General features: G+C 67.0%; 13 protein-coding genes and 3 tRNA genes. 9 read left to right on the top strand and 7 right to left on the bottom strand.

Features of this window, described 5'->3' with window-relative positions; genetic code table 11:
* Positions 1 to 6 precede the first annotated feature (6 nt).
* The 3 genes from prmC to hemA all read right to left on the bottom strand — a co-directional run bounded on the left by prmC (position 7) and on the right by hemA (position 3,372).
* Positions 7 to 840 carry a peptide chain release factor N(5)-glutamine methyltransferase gene (prmC, locus tag EA796_RS08515; protein ID WP_122108293.1) on the bottom strand — a complete coding sequence of 278 codons (834 nt, stop codon included), beginning with the start codon at positions 838 to 840 and terminating at the stop codon, positions 7 to 9.
* A 172-nt stretch (positions 841 to 1,012) separates the two neighbouring features.
* Positions 1,013 to 2,095: a peptide chain release factor 1 gene (prfA, locus tag EA796_RS08510; protein WP_031304060.1), complete on the bottom strand. Its 1,083-nt coding sequence runs from the start codon at positions 2,093 to 2,095 to the stop codon at positions 1,013 to 1,015.
* A complete protein-coding gene (hemA, locus tag EA796_RS08505; RefSeq protein ID WP_122108292.1) occupies positions 2,092 to 3,372 on the bottom strand; it encodes a glutamyl-tRNA reductase in 1,281 nt (426 codons plus the stop codon). Before hemA ends, prfA begins: the two co-directional genes overlap by 4 nt.
* Positions 3,373 to 3,570: 198 nt before the next feature.
* Between hemA and EA796_RS08500 the strand changes: the two genes are divergently transcribed.
* The 9 genes from EA796_RS08500 (at position 3,571) to ychF (ending at position 10,667) form a co-directional block, all read left to right on the top strand.
* The gene (locus tag EA796_RS08500; RefSeq protein ID WP_122108291.1) at positions 3,571 to 5,298 is read left to right on the top strand and encodes a tetratricopeptide repeat protein; all 1,728 of its coding nucleotides are present in this window, start codon (positions 3,571 to 3,573) and stop codon (positions 5,296 to 5,298) included.
* Positions 5,298 to 5,915, top strand: a complete 618-nt coding sequence (gene lolB / locus EA796_RS08495) for a lipoprotein insertase outer membrane protein LolB (protein WP_021446123.1) — start codon at positions 5,298 to 5,300, stop codon at positions 5,913 to 5,915. Before EA796_RS08500 ends, lolB begins: the two co-directional genes overlap by 1 nt.
* A gap of 169 nt (positions 5,916 to 6,084) precedes the next feature.
* Positions 6,085 to 6,960 (top strand): 4-(cytidine 5'-diphospho)-2-C-methyl-D-erythritol kinase, encoded by an 876-nt coding sequence (gene ispE / locus EA796_RS08490; protein WP_122108290.1) that lies wholly within the window; start codon positions 6,085 to 6,087, stop codon positions 6,958 to 6,960.
* A 26-nt stretch (positions 6,961 to 6,986) separates the two neighbouring features.
* Positions 6,987 to 7,061 (top strand) — tRNA-Gln (locus EA796_RS08485).
* Positions 7,062 to 7,117: 56 nt separating this feature from the next.
* Positions 7,118 to 7,192 (top strand) — tRNA-Gln (locus EA796_RS08480).
* A gap of 45 nt (positions 7,193 to 7,237) precedes the next feature.
* On the top strand, positions 7,238 to 8,179 hold the full coding sequence (locus EA796_RS08475) for a ribose-phosphate pyrophosphokinase (protein WP_003244667.1): 942 nt from the start codon (positions 7,238 to 7,240) through the stop codon (positions 8,177 to 8,179).
* A 108-nt stretch (positions 8,180 to 8,287) separates the two neighbouring features.
* Positions 8,288 to 8,887 carry a 50S ribosomal protein L25/general stress protein Ctc gene (locus EA796_RS08470; RefSeq protein ID WP_021446125.1) on the top strand — a complete coding sequence of 200 codons (600 nt, stop codon included), beginning with the start codon at positions 8,288 to 8,290 and terminating at the stop codon, positions 8,885 to 8,887.
* A gap of 63 nt (positions 8,888 to 8,950) precedes the next feature.
* Entirely contained in the window at positions 8,951 to 9,541 is a 591-nt protein-coding gene (gene pth, locus EA796_RS08465; protein WP_122108289.1) for an aminoacyl-tRNA hydrolase, read from the top strand.
* A 25-nt stretch (positions 9,542 to 9,566) separates the two neighbouring features.
* Complete coding sequence (ychF, locus tag EA796_RS08460; RefSeq protein ID WP_122108288.1) at positions 9,567 to 10,667, top strand: redox-regulated ATPase YchF; 1,101 nt, start codon at positions 9,567 to 9,569, stop codon at positions 10,665 to 10,667.
* Between the two features lie 228 nt (positions 10,668 to 10,895).
* Here ychF and EA796_RS08455 read toward each other — a convergent pair.
* The 4 genes from EA796_RS08455 to EA796_RS08445 all read right to left on the bottom strand — a co-directional run bounded on the left by EA796_RS08455 (position 10,896) and on the right by EA796_RS08445 (position 14,554).
* Positions 10,896 to 10,972, bottom strand: a tRNA-Met gene (locus EA796_RS08455).
* A 179-nt stretch (positions 10,973 to 11,151) separates the two neighbouring features.
* Positions 11,152 to 11,310, bottom strand: coding sequence for a hypothetical protein (locus EA796_RS23205; RefSeq protein WP_158603094.1), 159 nt, complete (start codon positions 11,308 to 11,310; stop codon positions 11,152 to 11,154).
* Between the two features lie 133 nt (positions 11,311 to 11,443).
* The gene (locus EA796_RS08450; RefSeq protein ID WP_122108287.1) at positions 11,444 to 12,355 is read right to left on the bottom strand and encodes a DMT family transporter; all 912 of its coding nucleotides are present in this window, start codon (positions 12,353 to 12,355) and stop codon (positions 11,444 to 11,446) included.
* Positions 12,356 to 12,598: 243 nt separating this feature from the next.
* Positions 12,599 to 14,554, bottom strand: a complete 1,956-nt coding sequence (locus EA796_RS08445) for a bifunctional UDP-sugar hydrolase/5'-nucleotidase (RefSeq protein ID WP_122108286.1) — start codon at positions 14,552 to 14,554, stop codon at positions 12,599 to 12,601.
* Positions 14,555 to 14,700: the final 146 nt, after the last annotated feature.

Here is a 14,700-nt window from a genome sequence, read left to right as displayed (position 1 = left end):
GTGGGGTCACTCATGATGGAAACGTCCCAGACTGATGCGCTGGTGGCCGGCCAGGTCACGCCGGCTGTCCACCTCGGCGAAGCCGGCAGCTCTGAGCAGCGCGCGCACCGCCTCGGCCTGATCGAAGCCGTGCTCCAGCAGCAGCCAGCCGCCGGGCTGTAGATGGGCCGGCGCGGCCTGGATGATGACACGGATATCGTCCAGCCCGTCGGCGCCGGAGACCAGCGCGCTGCTCGGTTCGAAACGCAGGTCGCCCTGATCGAGGTGATGGTCGTCGGCGCGAATATAGGGCGGGTTGCTGAGGATCAGGCCATAGCGCCGGCCGGCCAGGGCGGAGAACCAGTGGCTGTGGAGAAACTCGGCATTGTCCAGCTTGAGGCGCTGGCGATTGCGCTCGGCCAGGGCCACCGCCTCCGCCACCCGGTCCACCCCGGTGACGCGCCAGGCCGGCCGCTCGCTGGCCAGGGCCAAGGCGATGGCGCCGCTGCCGGTACCCAGGTCCAGCACCGCCAGCGGCGTGGCCGGCAGCAGCTCGAGGGCGCTTTCCACCAGCAGTTCGGTGTCCGGGCGCGGAATCAGGGTATGGCTCGCCACCTCCAGATCCAGGCTCCAGAAGCCCTGGTGGCCAAGGATATAGGCCACCGGCTCGCCGGCGCGGCGGCGCTGCAGATAGGTGTCGAACAGCGCCTGCTGCGCGGCATCGGGCTCGCGCTCCGGCCAGGTGCGCAGGTAGCTGCGCGGCTTGCCTAGGGCGGCGGCCAGCAGCAGCTCGGCGTCCAGCCGCGGCGTGGGCGAGTCGGGCAGATCGGCGGTATTGAGCAGGGATTCGATGGTGGCCATGGTTCTCTCGTAGGGTGGATCGGCGCGTAGCTCGCGCTTTATCGACCCACCGTGCGGGATGGTGGATGAAAACAGCGTCATCCACCCTACGGGTCTGTCAGCTCTTCCCGGATCGCCTCCGGGCTGCGGTGCGCACGGCGCAGCCTACGAGGCGCGCACCGTGCGGCTGCACTCAATCGCCCAGCGCCGCCAACTGGTCGGCCTGGTACTCGGCCAGCAGCGGCTCGATGATGGCGTCGACGCCGCCGGCGATCACTTCGTTCAGCGAATACAGGGTCAGGTTGATGCGGTGGTCGGTGACCCGGCCCTGCGGGAAGTTGTAGGTGCGGATGCGCTCGGAGCGGTCGCCGGAGCCCACCAGCAGCTTGCGCGTCTCGGAGATTTCCTTGTGCGCCGCGGCTTCCTGCTGGTCCTGCAGCTTGGCCGCCAGCCAGGCCATGGCCTTGGCGCGGTTCTTGTGTTGCGAACGCTCTTCCTGGCATTCCACCACGGTGCCGGTGGGAATGTGGGTGATGCGGATCGCCGAGTCGGTGGTGTTGACGTGCTGGCCGCCGGCGCCGGATGAGCGGTAGGTGTCGACGCGCAGGTCGGCCGGGTTGATCTCGATGGCCGCCTGCTCGTCCGGCTCCGGCAGCACCGCCACGGTGCAGGCGGAGGTGTGGATGCGGCCCTGGGACTCGGTTTCCGGCACGCGCTGCACGCGGTGGGCGCCGGACTCGAACTTGAGCTTGGCGTAGACGTTGTCGCCCTCGACGCGGGCGATCACCTCCTTGAAGCCGCCGTGCTCGCCTTCGTTGCACGACAGCACCTCGACCCGCCAGCCCTGCTTCTCGGCGTAGCGCGAGTACATGCGGAACAAATCGCCGGAGAAGATCGCCGCCTCGTCGCCGCCGGTGCCGGCGCGCACCTCCAGGTAGACGTTGCGGCCGTCGTTGGGGTCTTTCGGCAGCAGCATGCGCTGCAGCTTGTCTTCCAGGGCGACCAGGGCTTCCTTGGCCTGGGCCACTTCCTCTTCGGCCATCTCGCGCAGATCCGGGTCGCTGTCCTTGAGCAGCGCCTGGGCGCTTTCGAGGTCGCCCTGCACCTTGCGCAGTTCGCGGAAGGTGGCGATCACCGGCTCGATCTCGGCGTATTCCTTGGAATAGGCGCGGAACTGGCTCTGCTTGGCGATCACCTCGGCGTCGCCGAGCAGCGCCGTCAGCTCCTCGAAGCGGTCGCTGAGGTTGTCCAGCTTGTTCAACAGTGAAGCTTTCATTGCAGACCTTTATCGGACGGCGCGCCCTCGTCGAGGGCGAAGAGTTCCTGGGCCAGACCGAGCGCATCGAGGCGCCCTTCGGCGGTGAGTTTCTTCATGCGCACGCTGGGCGCGTGCAGCAGCTTGTTGGTCAGGCCGCGGGCCAGCTGCGCCATCACCTCTTCGGCGCTGGCGCCATTGGCCAGCAGGCGCTGGGCCTTGGCCAGCTCCTCGTCGCGCAGACGCTCGGCCTGCTGGCGGTAGGCCTTGAGCACGTCCACCGCGGCCAGCTCGCGCAGGCGCTGCATGAACTCCTCGGTGCCGGCGGCGATCAGCTCCTCGGCGGCCTGCGCCGCACCCTGGCGGCTCTTGAGGTTTTCCTCGATGACCTCGTGCAGGTCGTCGACGGTATAGAGGTAGACGTCGTCCAGCTCGCCGACCTGCGACTCGATATCGCGCGGCACGGCGATATCGACCATGAAGATCGGCTTGTGCTTGCGTTTTTTCAGCGCGCTTTCCACCGCGCCCTTGCCGAGAATCGGCAGCTGGCTGGCGGTGGAGCTGATGACGATATCGCTGTGCGCCAGCACCTCGGGGATGTCCGACAGCAGCACGGCGTGCGCGCCGAACTGCTCGGCCAGCTGGCTGGCGCGCTCCAGGGTGCGGTTGGCGACGACGATGCGCTTGATGCCCTGATCGTGCAGATGGCGCGCCACCAGGCTGATGGTCTCGCCGGCGCCGATCAGCAGCGCCTGGCTGCGGTGCAGGTCGGTGAAGATCTGCTTGGCCAGGCTGACCGCGGCGAAGGCCACCGACACCGGGTTCTCGCCGATGGCGGTGTCGGTGCGCACGGTCTTGGCGGTACTGAAGGTGGCCTGGAACAGCCGGCCGAGCAGCGGGCCGACGGTGCCGGCCTCGCGCGCCACGGCATAGGCGGACTTCAGCTGGCCGAGAATCTGCGGCTCGCCGAGCACCATCGAGTCCAGCCCGCAGGCCACGCGCATCATATGGCGCACCGCGTCGTTGTCGCTGTGCACGTAGGCGCAGGCGCGCAGCTCGTCGAGGCTCAGGCGGTGATAGTCGGCCAGCCACTGCAGCACCTCGTCGATGCTCAGCTGATCCTGCTCCAGGTACAGCTCGCTGCGGTTGCAGGTGGAGAGGATCGCCGCCTCGCGACTGGGGGTCAGCCGGCACAGCTGCTGCAACGCCTCGACCAGTTGCTCCGGGGTGAAGGCAACGCGCTCGCGCACCTCTACCGAGGCGGTCTTGTGGTTGATACCGAGGGCGATAAAGGCCATGCAGGGTCGCTGAGGGGCAGTACGGAAGGCGGCGATTGTCCTACTTCGACCCGGCGAGAACAACTACCGCGACCTATTGTCCCAATAGACAGTTCGCCGCGGCGTCCGCTGCCAGTGGGCTTGCCCCATGGCTTGTGTCATGATGCCGCGAACGTCGCAGGGCGCCAGCCGCCCGGAAATAACGCACGACAAGGCCCTATGAACAGACCCCTCGCGTTGCTCACCGCACTCGCCTTGCTCGGCGGTTGCCAAACCTTCGCCCCCAGCGAGCCGGACGGCACCCCGCCGGTGCAGGAAGCCGACCAGAAGACCCAGCTGGAGCCGAGCGAATACGGCTCGTTCAGCCAGGAAACCCTGTTCGCCCTGCTCACCGCCGAGCTGGCCGGGCAGCGCAACCGCTTCGACATCGCCCTCGGCAACTACGTGCAGCAGGCCAATGCCACCGGCGACGCCGGCGTCGCCGAGCGCGCCTTCCGCATCGCCGAATACCTCGGCGCCGAACAGGCGGCCCTGGACAGCGCGCTGATCTGGGCCGAGAACGCCTCCGGCAATATCGACGCGCAGCGCGCCGCCGCCGTGCAACTGGCGCGCGCCGGCCGCTACGACGAGTCCATGACCTTTATGGAAGGGGTGCTGCAACGCCAGGGCGACACCCATTTCGACTTCCTCGCCCTGTCCGCCGCGGAAACCGACCCGGACACCCGCGCCGGCCTGCTGCAGGGCTTCGACCGCCTGCAGAGCAAGTACCCGGACAACAGCCAGCTACTGTTCGGCAAGGCCATCCTGCTGCAACAGGACGGCCGCGCCGAGGAAGCCCTGGCCCTGCTGGAAAGCCAGCCGAGCAGCCAGACCGAAGTCTCCCCGCTGCTGCTGCGCGCACGCCTGCTGCAAAGCCTGAAACGCGGCGACGAGGCCCTGCCGCTGCTGGAGAAGGGCATTCGCCAGCACCCGGACGACAAGCGCCTGCGCCTGACCTACGCGCGCCTGCTGGTGGAACAGGATCGCCTCGACGAGGCCAAGGGCGAGTTCTCCACCCTGGTCCAGGAAAATCCCAACGACGACGACCTGCGCTTCTCCCTGGCCCTGGTGTGCCTGGAGGCCGAGGCCTGGGAAGAGGCCATCGTCTACCTGGAAGAACTGGTCGAGCGGCGCAGCCATGTCGACGCCGCCCACTACAACCTCGGCCGCGCCTACGAGGCCCTGGAGGACGCCGACAGCGCCCTGCAGGAATACGGCCTGGTCGGCCCGAGCAACGACTACCTGCCGGCCCAGCAACGCCAGGCCGAACTGCTGTTCGCCCAGCAGCGCGGCGCGGAAGCCAGCGCCCGCCTGGCCCAGGCCCGCGAGGCGCAGCCCGACTACGCCATCCAGCTGTACCTGATCGAGGCCGAGGCGCTGAGCAACCGCAGCCAGGTCGAACCGGCCTGGGCCGTGATCCAGCAGGGCCTGGAGCAGTTCCCCAACGATCTGAACCTGCTCTATACCCGCGCCATGCTGGCGGAGAAGCGCGACGACCTCGGCCAGTTGGAAAGCGACCTGCGCTTCATCCTCGAACGCGAGCCGGATCACGCCATGGCCCTCAACGCCCTCGGCTACACCCTGGCCGACCGCACCACGCGCTATGAAGAAGCGCGCGAGCTGATCGAAAAGGCCCACCAGCTCAGCCCGGACGACCCGGCCATCCTCGACAGCCTGGGCTGGGTCAACTACCGCCAGGGCAGGCTCGACGAGGCCGAACGCCTGCTGCGCCTGGCCCTGGAGAAATTCCCCGACCACGAAGTCGCCGCCCACCTCGGCGAAGTGCTCTGGGCCCAGGGCAAACAGCGCGAAGCCCGGCGCATCTGGCGCGACGCGCTGGCCGAAACCCCCGACAGCTCCATCCTGCGCGGCACCCTGCTGCGCCTGACCGGTTCCGAGACGCTCTGATGTTCCTGCGCCACCTCCTCGTTTTCAGCCTGATCGCCCTGCTCGCCGGTTGCGCCGGCCTTACCTCGCGCGAAGCGCTGGAAGGCCAGGGCGACCCCGCCCAGTGGCAAGCCCACAAACGGCAGATCACCCAGCTCGACGGCTGGCAGATCAGCGGCAAGATCGGCATCCGCGCCCCGCGCGATTCCGGCAGCGCCACGCTGTTCTGGCTGCAGCGCCAGGACTACTACGACATCCGCCTGTCCGGCCCGCTCGGCGGCGGCGCCGCGCGCCTGACCGGCCGCCCCGGCGACATCCTGCTGGAAGTGGCCAACCGCGGACGCTACCAGGCCGCCTCGCCGGAAGCCCTGCTACGCGAACAGCTGCGCCTCGACCTGCCGGTGTCCAACCTCTTGTGGTGGATTCGCGGCCTGCCCGCACCGGACAGCCGCAGCCGCCTGACCCTCGACGGCGACAGCCACCTGGCGCGCCTGGAACAGGACGGCTGGCAGGTGGAATACCAGCGCTACGCGCAGCAGAACGGCTACGCCCTGCCCGAGCGCCTCAAACTGTACGGCCAGGACCTGGAAGTGACCCTGGTGATCAAGGACTGGCAACCGCGTCTGCTGGGGCAGTAGTTTCCTTAGCCCGGATGAAATCCGGGGAATGACGACGTAATCGCACCTAGGGTGGAAAACCGCGAAGCGTCTTCCACCGCAGCCGGTGGCTGGAAAAGCGTCATCCACCCTACAAGCTAAAAGCCGTAGCCCGCCCTCTCCCGCCCCCACAATTCGCCAACTTGCACCTATGACCGCCACGCCCATCCCCGCCCACGCCGAACTGACCCTGCCCGCCCCGGCCAAGCTCAACCTGATGCTACATATCCTCGGCCGCCGCGCCGACGGCTATCACGAGCTGCAGACCCTGTTCCAGTTTCTCGACCACGGCGACGAGCTCGGCTTCAGCGTCCGCCAGGACGGCGAAATCCGCCTGCACACGCCCATCGACGGCGTGCCGCACGACAGCAACCTGATCGTGCGCGCCGCCAGGCGCCTGCAGCAGGCCTCCGGCACCGCGCTCGGCGCCGATATCTGGCTGGACAAGCGCCTGCCCATGGGCGGCGGCATCGGTGGCGGCAGCTCGGACGCCGCCACCACCCTGCTCGGTCTCGACCACCTGTGGCACACCCAGCTCGGCGAGGAGCGCCTGGCCGAGCTGGGCCTGGCCCTGGGCGCCGACGTACCGGTGTTCGTGCGCGGCCGCGCGGCCTTCGCCGAGGGCGTCGGCGAGCGCCTCACGCCGGTCGAACTGGACGAGCCCTGGTTCCTCGTCGCCGTGCCGCAAGCCTTTGTCAGCACAGCAGAAGTTTTCGGCGCGCCCGAGTTGACACGGGATACGCCGCCCATTAAAGTTCGCAGCCTTCTTGCGGGGGGTGGTCGAAACGACTGCCAGCCGGTGGTCGAGAAGCGTTACCCAGAGGTTCGTAACGCTTTGATCTTGTTGAACAAATTTGTTTCAGCTAGATTGACCGGCACTGGAGCTTGCGTATTTGGGAGCTTCCCAAAGCGGGACGATGCTGATAAAGTCGCCCGCCAACTTCCAGGCACTCTGCCGAGCTTTGTCGCTCAAGGTCGCAACATCTCGATGCTGCACCGCAGGCTCCAAGCATTGGCCAAGAAGTGAATGCTGAGCATTCGGTTATACGATACAGGGGCGTCGCCAAGCGGTAAGGCAGCAGGTTTTGATCCTGCCATGCGTTGGTTCGAATCCAGCCGCCCCTGCCATAACCTCCCACGGGAGGCATCGCCAGCCGGATCACACAGCGTTCGACACAGAATATAGGGGCGTCGCCAAGCGGTAAGGCAGCAGGTTTTGATCCTGCCATGCGTTGGTTCGAATCCAGCCGCCCCTGCCATTTTCCATACCCATCCAGGTATACCCCAGCCGGCAGGTACTGCGCGTGTCCAAGATGATGGTCTTCACGGGGAACGCAAACCCCGATCTGGCGCGACGGATCGTTCGTCAGCTGCACATTCCCCTCGGCGATGCTTCGGTCGGCAAGTTTTCCGACGGCGAAGTCATGATCGAAATCAACGAGAACGTCCGCGGCAAGGACGTGTTCCTGATTCAGCCGACCTGTGCGCCCACCAACGACAACCTGATGGAACTGGTAGTGATGGCCGATGCCTTCCGCCGTTCCTCGGCGACCCGCATCACCGCGGTCATCCCCTACTTCGGTTACGCCCGCCAGGATCGCCGTCCGCGTTCCGCGCGCGTGGCGATCAGCGCCAAGGTAGTGGCCGACATGCTCACCGTGGTCGGCATCGACCGCGTGCTGACCGTCGACCTGCACGCCGACCAGATCCAGGGCTTCTTCGACATTCCGGTGGACAACATCTACGGCTCCCCGGTCCTGGTCGACGACATCGAAGACCAGCGCTTCGACAACCTGATGATCGTCTCCCCCGACATCGGCGGCGTCGTCCGCGCCCGCGCCGTGGCCAAGAGCCTGGGTGTCGACCTGGCGATCATCGACAAGCGTCGCGAGAAGGCCAACCAGTCCGAAGTGATGCACATCATCGGCGACGTCGAAGGCCGTACCTGCATCCTGGTCGACGACATGGTCGACACCGCCGGCACCCTCTGCCACGCCGCCAAGGCGCTGAAAGAGCGCGGCGCCGCCAAGGTCTACGCCTACTGCACCCACCCGGTGCTGTCCGGCCGCGCCATCGAGAACATCGAGAATTCCGTCCTGGACGAGCTGGTGGTCACCAACACCATCCCGCTGTCCGCTGCGGCACAGTCCTGCTCGCGCATTCGCCAGCTCGACATCGCCCCGGTCGTCGCCGAAGCGGTCCGCCGCATCAGCAACGAAGAATCGATCAGCGCCATGTTCCGCTAAGCGGAACAGGCCAGATCAACACTGCCCCGCCTCGTGCGGGGCTTTTTGCCCTACCGCCCAACGCTGGTCGCAAGCGTGCAGGCGGTTTGGTTATTTTGGAGAAATGCAATGACTGACTTTACCCTGAATGCCGAAGTGCGTTCCGACCTGGGGAAAGGTGCGAGCCGCCGCCTGCGTCGTAACGCCAACCTGGTTCCTGCCGTGATCTACGGTGGCGACAAGGCCCCGCAATCCATCAGCCTGCTGACCAACCAACTGGCCAAGCTGCTGGAAAACGAAGCCGCGTTCAGCCACGTACTGGCCCTGAACGTTGCCGGCACCACCGAAAACGTGGTGATCAAGGCCCTGCAGCGCCACCCGGCCAAAGGCTTCGTCCTGCACGCCGACTTCCAGCGCGTCGTCGCCGGCCAGAAGCTGAGCGCCCACGTACCGCTGCACTTCCTCAACGAAGCTACCTCCGTTGGCGTGAAGCAGCAGGGCGGCGAAGTCTCCCACACCATCAACGAAGTCGAAGTTTCCTGCCAGCCGCAAGACCTGCCGGAATTCCTCGAAGTCGACCTGGCTGCCGTAGAAGTCGGTCAGACCGTTCACCTGTCCGACCTCAAGCTGCCGAAAGGCGTCGAGCTGGTCGCACTGGCTCACGGTAACGACCTGGCCGTGGCCAACATCCACGCCAGCCGCGTGAAAGAAGAAGGCGCTGCCGAGTAATCGCAGCGCGGAACCCGCCCGGTAGGCGATCACGCCGGGCGATTTCCTCGAAAGGGCTCCTGTATGACTGCCGTACAACTGATCGTTGGCCTGGGTAACCCCGGCCCCGAATACGACCAGACCCGGCACAATGCAGGGGCCCTTTTCGTTGAGCGCGTGGCGGACAGCCAGCGCGTCAACCTCAGCGTCGATCGCAAGTATTTCGGCCTGGTGGGCAAGTTCAACCACCAGGGACGCGAAGTTCGTCTGCTCATCCCCACCACCTACATGAACCGCAGCGGCCAGTCCGTGGCGGCCCTGGCCAATTTCTTCAAGATCAAACCCGAAGAGATCCTGGTGGCCCACGACGAACTCGACATGCCACCCGGCATCGCCAAGCTCAAACAGGGCGGCGGCCACGGCGGGCACAACGGCCTGCGCGACATCATCGCCCAGCTCGGCAACCAGAATAGCTTCCATCGCCTGCGGCTCGGCATCGGCCACCCGGGGCACGCCAGCCTGGTTTCCGGCTACGTGCTCGGACGCGCCCCACGCAGCGAACAGGAACTGCTCGACCAAAGCATCGACTTCGCCCTCGGCGTGCTGCCCGACATCCTCGCAGGCGACTGGACCCGCGCGATGCAGAAGCTGCACAGCCAGAAGGCCACCAAGTAACCACCTTTCCCTCGAGGGACACATCATGGGATTCAACTGCGGCATCGTCGGCCTGCCCAACGTCGGCAAGTCCACCCTGTTCAACGCCCTCACCAAATCCGGCATCGCCGCGGAAAACTTCCCCTTCTGCACCATCGAGCCGAACAGCGGCATCGTACCCATGCCCGATAGCCGCCTGGACGCCCTGGCCGAGATCGTCAAGCCGGAGAAGGTCATCCCCACCACCATGGAATTCGTCGACATCGCCGGCCTGGTAGCGGGCGCGTCGAAAGGTGAAGGCCTGGGCAACAAGTTCCTCGCCAATATCCGCGAGACCGACGCCATCGCCCACGTGGTGCGCTGCTTCGAAGACGAGAACGTCATCCACGTCGCCAACAGCGTCGACCCCAAGCGCGACATCGAGATCATCGACCTGGAACTGATCATGGCCGACCTCGACAGCTGCGAGAAGCAGCTGCAACGCGTCGCCCGCACCGCCAAGGGCGGCGACAAGGAAGCCGTGGCGCAGAAGGCCCTGCTGGAAAAACTCATCCCCCACTTCACCGAAGGCAAGCCCGCGCGCAGCCTGCTGAAGGACCTGGGCGACGAGGAGAAGCGCCTGGCCAAGACCTTCCACCTGCTCACCACCAAGCCGGTGATGTACATCGCCAACGTCGCCGAAGACGGCTTCGAGAACAACCCGCACCTCGACGTGGTCAACGCCATCGCCAAGGAAGAAGGCGCCATCGTCGTGCCGGTGTGCAACAAGATCGAGGCCGAGATCGCCGAACTGGACGATCTGGAAGAGATGCAGATGTTCCTCGAAACCATGGGCATGGAAGAGCCGGGCCTGAACCGCGTGATCCGCGCCGGTTACTCGCTGCTCAACCTGCAGACCTACTTCACCGCCGGGGTGAAGGAAGTACGCGCCTGGACCGTGCGCGTCGGCGCCACCGCCCCGCAGGCCGCCGCCGTGATCCACACCGACTTCGAGAAAGGCTTTATCCGCGCCGAAGTGGTCGCCTACGACGACTTCATCGCCTACAAGGGCGAAGCCGGCGCCAAGGAAGCCGGCAAATGGCGCCTGGAAGGCAAGGACTACATCGTCAAGGACGGCGACGTGATGCACTTCCGCTTCAACGTCTGACCCTCGTCAGCGCATAAAGAAACCCCGCTTCGGCGGGGTTTTCTTTGCCCGCGATTCGGCAGCCCCAAGACATACGCCCTACCTGTAGGAGCCAGCTTGCTGGCGATGCCCTTGCCCTCCCCCCCCCGCCCCACCGGTGCCAATACTTCCACTAGCTCAAACTGGGCCGTAGTCACTTTTCGCGCACAAACAAAAAGGGGTTAGCTTGCGCTAACCCCTTGAAATTAATGGTGGCTACACCGGGACTTGAACCTGGGACATCAGCATTATGAATGCTGCGCTCTAACCGACTGAGCTATGTAGCCAACGTGGCGCGCATTTTCCGCGTCTCGGTGGCGACTGTCAACCCTGTATCCTAGATAAATTTACGCTTTATCAAGCGGTTAGCCGGGCTGCATGCGGCGGCCGGGAGCAGGCTTGCGCCAGCCGGCGGCGAACGCCCGGCTGGCGAACCGGGCTCAGGTGCGATCCCTCTCGCAAGCGCTCAATAGCCCCCACCACCGCCCGTGGGGCTGCGCGGTTTTTCCTGCTTCTGTTGCGACATGTCGCCGCCATCGCCGCGTGGCTGGACGTCGTGACAGGAAGAGCCGCTGAGGGCGATCAGCACGGCGAGGGCGAACAGGGGGAGCATCGGTCTGAACATGGCGGGGTCTCCTCTGCGGTTATCCCCCAAGGCGGTTAGACAGATGAGCCGGGTAAATATCGTGCGTGCGGTGCGGCGGGGAGACCAGCGGCGCACGCCGGCAAGCCGGCTCCTGCGCCGCGCAGCGGTTCGCTCAGGCCTTGCCCGGGCGGGTGGCCAGCAGCAGGCCGGCGAAGATCAGCGTGGCGCCGGCCCAGTGGTAGGGCTGCAGGCCTTCGCCCAGCAGCAGCCAGCCGAGCAGCGCGGTGAAGACCGGCATCAGGTAGTTGGACAGCGCCGCCTTGGCCGCGCCGATGACCTTGACCCCGTGGTTCCAGGCCAGGTAGGCCAGCAGCGAGGCGAACACCGCGGTGTAGGCGATGGCGGCGAGGTTGCTCGGGGTGCTGGCGAAGTGCGCGCCCTGGCTCAGTTCGTACAGGTAGAACGGCAGGATCAGCGGCACGCCGAGCAGGATCAGCACGCCGAGCAGCGCCAGCGGCGGGATGGCGTGCAGGTAGCCGGACCAGCGCCGCAGCAGCAGCGAGTACAGCGCCCAGTCGGCCACGGCGAGCAGCATGATCAGGTCGCCGCGGTTGAACGACAGGCTGGCCAGGCGGCTCCACTGGCCCTGGGCGATCAGCACCAGCAGGCCGATGCCGGCCAGGGCCATGCCCCACCAGGCGCGCCGCGCCGGCCATTCGCCGAGCAGCAGGCCCGCGCCGATAAAGGTCATCAGCGGCAGGCAGGTGTTGACCAGGGTGATGTTGATAGCCGCGGTGGTCTGCGCCGCGCTGTACAGCAGCGAGTTGTAGCCGGCGATGCCGAGGCCGGCGACCAGCAGCAGGCGCCAGCCGGCGGCCTTGAGTTGCTGGCGGTGGCGCCACAGCGGCAGCGCGACGAAGGGCAAGAGCAGCGCCAGGGCCAGGCTCCAGCGCCAGAACGACAGGGCGAAGGGCGGGATCTCGCCGGCGAAGGCGCGCGCCACCAGGGCGTTGCCGGACCAGCAGAGCACGGCCAGCAGCAGGCCGAACAGGGCCAGCGGACGGGAAGGGTTGAGCGAATTCATTGGGCGTGGCGCAGCGGGCAGTCGGCGAAATTTACGGCCCGCGAGGCGCGGCCAGGGCATGGGTTGTGCTGAGCCAGCATGGCGTCGCTTCCGGATCGGGCGGCCTTGCACCATACGGAGGCAGTGGGGGCTTGGCAAGGTTGCGGGGCAGGCGCCGGGGGTGTCGAGCCTCGGTGCGCACGGCGCACCCTGCGGGCGAAGCGTCGAGCCTTGGTGCACGCGGCGCCCCCTGAGGGCGGCGCATCAATCCGGCGACGCGCCCGGCGCCGCCGCTGGCTCGACGCTTCTGGGGCGGCGCAGCGGTCGGGTCAGCAGCCAGAGGATCAGCAGCAGGCCGGCCAGGATCACCGCGCTGGCGCCCCATTGCAGCGGGCCGGCCAGGCGCAGCAGTTCGGCCGGATGCAGGCTGGGCTGGCGCAGCATGCGCTGCTCGGCCGCCGCGCCGCTGGTGGGGATGTCGGCCAGGCCGTCGCCGTCCAGGTCCGGCAGGTTGCGGATATGGTCGAGTAACGCCTGCCATTCCTTGAGTTCCTGCACGCCGGGGGTGTCCGGGTCCTGGTCGATGATGGCGTCTTCGATGCGCGGCAGCGGACGGCCGGCGGCGTCCTTGGGCACCACGTCGAGCAGGCCCTTGGTCAGGTCCGGCACCAACCAGGTGAAGCTGCCGACGTAGCTGGTGGCGCCGATGCTGTAGAGGCGCGGGTCGTTCAGATCCAGCTCGCGGTAACCGTTGACCGGGTCGCCGATCTCGATGCGGCTGACGCGGTCGAACGGCACGCGCCAGGGGTTGTAGCTGAAGCGCACGCCGGACACCCGCGGGTAGTAGCTGCGGCTGTCGCGCAGCTGGTAGGCGAGCAGCAGCACCTCCAGCATGGTCTTGATCTCGCGCGCGCTGACGTGGACCTTGATCAGCGGGTAGCCGGGTTCGTCGTCGAATTGGCCGATGCCCAGCGGGGCGATGCGGAACAGGTCGGAGACGCTCTGCACGCCGTGGCGGCCCTTGATCAGGTCGTCGCGGATGGTGCCGTTGCCGGTGAAGGCCAGGTCGGCGCCGGCGGCGTGGCGCAGGGCGTCGGTGACCAGGTTGGCCAGGGTGGTATCGGTGAAGTCGCGGCCGAGGCGCTGGTCGACCTTGGCCAGCGGCTGGTCGAAGCGATAGCCCTTGGGCGCCAGCATACGCTCGCTGACCACTTGCTTGAAGTCCTCGACCTGGGCGGTGATCGCCGCATCGCCGGCGATGCGGTCGTCGAGCGGGTGCAGGCGGTAGTCACGCAGGCGCGGCACACCGTCGGCGCCGAGGCTCATGCGCAGCTCGCCGAGGTACTGGATTTCCGAGCCGGCCTGCATCACCGGGGTGCGCCCATTGACCAGCACCGGCTGCGGCAGCGCCACGTGCGAATGGCCGCCGACCACTATGTCGATGCCCGGCACCTGCTCGACCAGCTCCACTTCCTCGCCGCGCCAGCTGCCGTCGGCCTGCTGGGTGACGCCCATGTGCGAGAGCAGGATGACCACCTCGGCGCCCTCCTCGCGCAGCTTGGCGACCATGATCTTGGCGGTCTCTACAGGGTCGGCGAAGGTCACCGGCTTGATCATCGGGCTGACCGCCACGGCGTTGTTGCCGAGCAGGCCGAACAGGCCGAAGCGGATGCCGCCGCGCTCGATCAGCTGGTACGGCAGGATGCGCCCGGCCTCGAAGTGCGCCTGCAGGCTGTCGTCCTCCTTGCGCGCGGGGTCGAAGCGGATATTGCTCGACAGCAGCGCCGGCAGCGCCTCGCCCTTGGCCCTGTGCGCGGCACCGATCATCGCGGCGAGGCCGGCGGGGCGGAAGTCGAATTCGTGGTTGCCGAGCACCGCGGCGTCGTAGCCCAGCTCGCTCATCAGGCGCAGCTCGCTGCCCATCTCGCGGGCGACGGTGTGAAACAGCGTGCCCATGGTGAAGTCGCCGCCGTCGAGCAGCAGCACCGCCTCGCCCTCGGCCGCCGCGCGGCGCTCGCGCAGCAGGGTGGCCAGGCGCGCGACCCCGCCGACCGTGTCGTCGTCGTTCAGCGTGGCCGGGCTGTATTCGTTGTCGGGGCCGAAGCCGAGCAGGCGTGATTGCCAGTCGTTGCTGTGCAGGATGGTGAAGCTGCGTTCGGCGGCCGCCAGCGGCGCGGCGCTCAGCAGGCCGGCGAGCAGCAGGGTGGGAAACAGGCGCATGGACGATCCTTGACGATGACTGCGGCGAAGTATGCAGCAAGCCGCCGACAGCGGCAGCGACCGATCGGGCCGCGGCTTGTCGCCAATCGGGTCAGGCATTCATTGCCACAGGTCAGCGCCGCAGACCGGCACAGCGACTAGGCTGA

Origin of the sequence: Pseudomonas sp. AOB-7, assembly GCF_003696305.1 — a bacterium.
Lineage (GTDB): Bacteria > Pseudomonadota > Gammaproteobacteria > Pseudomonadales > Pseudomonadaceae > Aquipseudomonas.
Note: the sequence above shows the minus strand (reverse complement) of the source record. Positions and strands in the feature narration are given on the sequence as shown.

Bases quoted from the DNA above. Each gene is read 5' to 3' on its own strand.
- prmC (WP_122108293.1), bottom strand. From the start codon at position 840: ATGGCCACCATCGAATCCCTGCTCAATACCGCCGATCTGCCCGACTCG.
- prfA (WP_031304060.1), bottom strand. From the start codon at position 2,095: ATGAAAGCTTCACTGTTGAACAAGCTGGACAACCTCAGCGACCGCTTC.
- hemA (WP_122108292.1), bottom strand. From the start codon at position 3,372: ATGGCCTTTATCGCCCTCGGTATCAACCACAAGACCGCCTCGGTAGAG.
- EA796_RS08500 (WP_122108291.1), top strand. From the start codon at position 3,571: ATGAACAGACCCCTCGCGTTGCTCACCGCACTCGCCTTGCTCGGCGGT.
- lolB (WP_021446123.1), top strand. From the start codon at position 5,298: ATGTTCCTGCGCCACCTCCTCGTTTTCAGCCTGATCGCCCTGCTCGCC.
- ispE (WP_122108290.1), top strand. From the start codon at position 6,085: ATGACCGCCACGCCCATCCCCGCCCACGCCGAACTGACCCTGCCCGCC.
- EA796_RS08470 (WP_021446125.1), top strand. From the start codon at position 8,288: ATGACTGACTTTACCCTGAATGCCGAAGTGCGTTCCGACCTGGGGAAA.
- pth (WP_122108289.1), top strand. From the start codon at position 8,951: ATGACTGCCGTACAACTGATCGTTGGCCTGGGTAACCCCGGCCCCGAA.
- ychF (WP_122108288.1), top strand. From the start codon at position 9,567: ATGGGATTCAACTGCGGCATCGTCGGCCTGCCCAACGTCGGCAAGTCC.
- EA796_RS23205 (WP_158603094.1), bottom strand. From the start codon at position 11,310: ATGTTCAGACCGATGCTCCCCCTGTTCGCCCTCGCCGTGCTGATCGCC.
- EA796_RS08450 (WP_122108287.1), bottom strand. From the start codon at position 12,355: ATGAATTCGCTCAACCCTTCCCGTCCGCTGGCCCTGTTCGGCCTGCTG.
- EA796_RS08445 (WP_122108286.1), bottom strand. From the start codon at position 14,554: ATGCGCCTGTTTCCCACCCTGCTGCTCGCCGGCCTGCTGAGCGCCGCG.